Genomic DNA, 3,259 nt, shown 5'->3' with positions numbered 1-3,259 from the left:
AGTTTTTCGACCGGACCTAAGCCCGGGGCCTGGCGTTTCAGGGCGGCAAAGGCGGCTTCGGCGGCGTCGAGCGCGCCTGTGATGTCGGCCTCGGTCATGGCCGCGCAGAGGAACATGTTGTGCCAGGGATGGATGTAGACGCCGCGCGCCAGCATCTCGGAGCCGAAGCAGAAGCCCTTGCGCAGGTCCGGATCGTCGTCGAACAGGAACAGGGGCATCACGCTGGGGCCGGTCTGGCGCAGGCCGAAGCCGGCGGCCTGGGCGCGGGCGTGGAGGCCGGATCTGAGCGTTTCGCCGAGGGACGTGATCCGCTCCAGATAGTCGGTCTCGCGGATAAGCCGGAGGGTCTCCAGCGCGGCGGCCATGGTCGCGGCCTGATACCAGAACGAGCCGGTGACATAGATCGCGGCGGCGGCCTTGCGGGCCTTGTCATTGCCCAGCATGGCCGAGAGCGGGTGGCCGTTGGCCAGGCACTTGCCCCAGGTGGAGAGGTCGGGTTCGACGCCGATCCGGCTCCAGGAGCAATCGCGCGAGAGGCGGAAGCCGGCGCGCACCTCATCGACGACCAGCAGCGCGCCGGTGCGGTCGCAGATGGCTCGGGCCGCGGCGGCATAGGCCGGGTCGGGCTCGGCCTGGTCGATGAAAGCGTCGTGACGGAAGGGCGCGGCGAAGATGGCGGCCAGATCATCCCCCGCCTCGGCGGCGGCGGCCTCCAGACTGGCCACATCGTTGTAGTCGCAGAAGATCTGGTGCGCGCGGTCGGTCTCGATGACGCCCGAGGGCCGGGGCGTGCACCAGGGGAGCGCGCCGTGATAGGCGCCCTGGGCCCGGATCACCTTGCGGCGCTTGGTGTGGGCGCGGGCTGTGGTCAGCGCCATGGTGGTGGCGTCCGTCCCGTTCTTGCAGAAGATCGCCCAGTCGGCGTGGGTGACCATGCCGGTCAGCGCCTCGGCCAGCTCGACCATCAGGCCGGTGGGGCCGGTCAGCGTGTCGCCGCGCTCAAGCTGGCGAACGAAGGCGGCGTCGATTCCCGGGTTGGCGTAGCCGAACAGGTTGGGCCCATAGGCGCACATGAAGTCGAGGTAGCGCGTCCCGTCCGCGTCCCAGATGTGGGCCCCTTCGCCGCGTTCGAAGAACTGAGGGTAGTCGTCAGGAAGCAGGCCGGTGGACTGGTGGCCGTACATGCCTCCGGGGATCACGGCCGCGGCGCGCTCCCGGAGATCACGATCTCGACTGTTGGCGCGCGCCAAGTTGGCCTCCCTCTATCGTTGAACGAACCTTACGCGTCCGGCGTGGGGCGTCCAGCGCCACTAGACCTCGAAGCGGAACGCCGCGCCGTCGCGTTTCACATGGCCGGCGGTGGGGCCGGCATAGTGAGTGCCGATGACCAGGATCGGCTGGTCGGCCCACTCGGCGAACATCCGCGCCCGGGTTGCGGCGGCCGCCTTTGGATCGCTGTCGAAGCCCGGCGACCAGTCCGGATGGGCCATCTGGCAGGGGTGATGGCTCATGTCGCCGGTGATGACGGCGACCTGCCCCTGACTCTCGACGCGCACGCTGACATGTCCGGGCGTGTGCCCGGTGGTCGGAAGCAGCCGAACTTCGGGCGAGATCACATGGTCGAGGCCGACGAACTCGGCGAGGCCGGCATCCAGGATCGGCTGCACGCTGTCGGCCAGGATGGCCTGCTGCGCCTCATCGCCTTCACCACTCCAGTGTTCAAACTCGATGCGGCCGAAGAGGTATCGGGCGTTGGGGAAGGTGGGGACCCAGCGGTCGCCGTCCTTCATGGTGTTCCAGCCGACATGGTCGACGTGCATATGCGTGCAGACCACCGCGTCGACGCTCTCGCGGCTCCAGCCGGCCTCGGCCAAGGCTTCGAGGAACGCGGTTGAGAGGCCGTCGGGGCCGGTCATCCCGGGGCGCGGCTTGTCGTTGCCGATGCAGGTGTCGACCACCAGCCGAAGTCCGGGCGCTTCCACAAGCAGGGCGTGGATCGACAGGATCATGGTGTCCTGTTCATCCACGAAGTGCGGGTAGAGCCAGGGTGAGGCGCGCAACGCGGTCGCCGTCGCCTGTGGAATGAAGAACTCGGCGCCTGCCGGCACCCGCATCTCGGTCTCGACCACGCGTGTGACCTTCACCGCGCCAACCTGCCAGCTCAGCATTAATCCCTCCCATCGTTCAGCCTAGCGTAGGACGGAAGACGCGGTTCACACCAGCCGGAAGCGACCCAGTCGCTGAACTCTGAGATCGGCGTCGAAACCCTGCGCGGTGACGTCGATGCGGAACCCAGCTTCGAGCCGCGAAATGGCGATCTCGTTCCAGCGGCCCGGCTCTCCAGGCGCGCCCGGCGGCGTGGAGGCTGAGGGTGCGCCGAGGACGGGGATCGGGCCGGACGGACCCGCGACCGTTCCCAGCATGGCGCGGTGGGCGTGACCATGCAGGATCAGTTCGGCGCCCGTCTCAGCGAGCATGTTCCGCAACATCGCAGCGTCGGTCAGGGCCTTGCGGTCGCTGACGCCGTGGGCCTGCGGCGGGTGATGCAGGAGGACCACGCGGAACAGGCCCCGCGCTCCGGTGGATGAAAGCCGTTCGCGGGCGGCCTCGATCTGACCTCGACCGAGCTGGCCCTGGGCCAGCAGCGGGGCGGTGGGCACTGCGCTGGAGAGATTGAGTATGGCGACGTCCCGCCGGATGCGCAGATAGGGAAAGCCGTCGCCCTCGTCGCCGAGCCACGGCCGCCAGGGCGCGAAGCCGGCCGGCGCGCCTCGGGAGGCCAAGGCGTCGTGGTTTCCCGGACTGACCGTCACGGTCGCCGGGTCGCCAAGGGTCCCCAGCCAGGCGCGCGCCGCGGCGAACTCTTCCGGCAGCGAGAAGTTCACGAGATCGCCGGTCACCGCCATGTGGTCGGGCGCAGCCGCGCGGATATGGGCGGTGATGGAGTCGAGTGCTTCGCGCGTGTGCGAGTGGCGCTTTCGCCGCCAGGCCCATCGGCTGAGCGCCCGTTTGGAGATCAGGTCGGCCGCGCGCCAGGGCAGGGCGGGCGTCGACAGCTGCGGATCGGAGATGTGGGCGAGGCGAAACGGCGTCACGAGCTTTCCCAATCGATCGGCGCTCGGTATCAGGTTCGCGAGAATTTGGTGAGAGGCGCCGCGGGCGCGACGGAGTTACAGGCGACGATGGAGGCAGTCTCCGCCCCGGCGGTGTTGATCCTGGGCGAGGGGGCTGTGCGCCTCTGGGGGATGACCGCCCGGGA

Annotated in this window: 3 protein-coding genes; all 3 read right to left on the bottom strand. The window is 69.1% G+C overall.

The genetic code is table 11. The features are described from left to right. A partial coding sequence (locus ACIQ3R_RS16650; protein ID WP_397419972.1) for an aminotransferase class III-fold pyridoxal phosphate-dependent enzyme occupies window positions 1-1,250 on the bottom strand: 1,250 nt, incomplete at its 3' end. A gap of 60 nt (window positions 1,251-1,310) precedes the next feature. Beyond that, complete coding sequence (locus tag ACIQ3R_RS16645) at window positions 1,311-2,168, bottom strand: MBL fold metallo-hydrolase (protein ID WP_397419971.1); 858 nt, start codon at window positions 2,166-2,168, stop codon at window positions 1,311-1,313. A gap of 45 nt (window positions 2,169-2,213) precedes the next feature. After that, the gene (locus tag ACIQ3R_RS16640; RefSeq protein WP_397419970.1) at window positions 2,214-3,095 is read right to left on the bottom strand and encodes a metallophosphoesterase family protein; all 882 of its coding nucleotides are present in this window, start codon (window positions 3,093-3,095) and stop codon (window positions 2,214-2,216) included. Window positions 3,096-3,259 lie beyond the last annotated feature (164 nt).

Origin of the sequence: Phenylobacterium sp., assembly GCF_044371015.1 — a bacterium.
Lineage (GTDB): Bacteria > Pseudomonadota > Alphaproteobacteria > Caulobacterales > Caulobacteraceae > Phenylobacterium.
This window is presented reverse-complemented; position numbering and strand designations above follow the sequence as displayed.

What these genes read in the sequence shown, in the direction of transcription:
- ACIQ3R_RS16645 (WP_397419971.1), bottom strand. Translation starts at nt 2,168, where the DNA reads ATGCTGAGCTGGCAGGTTGGCGCGGTGAAGGTCACACGCGTGGTCGAG.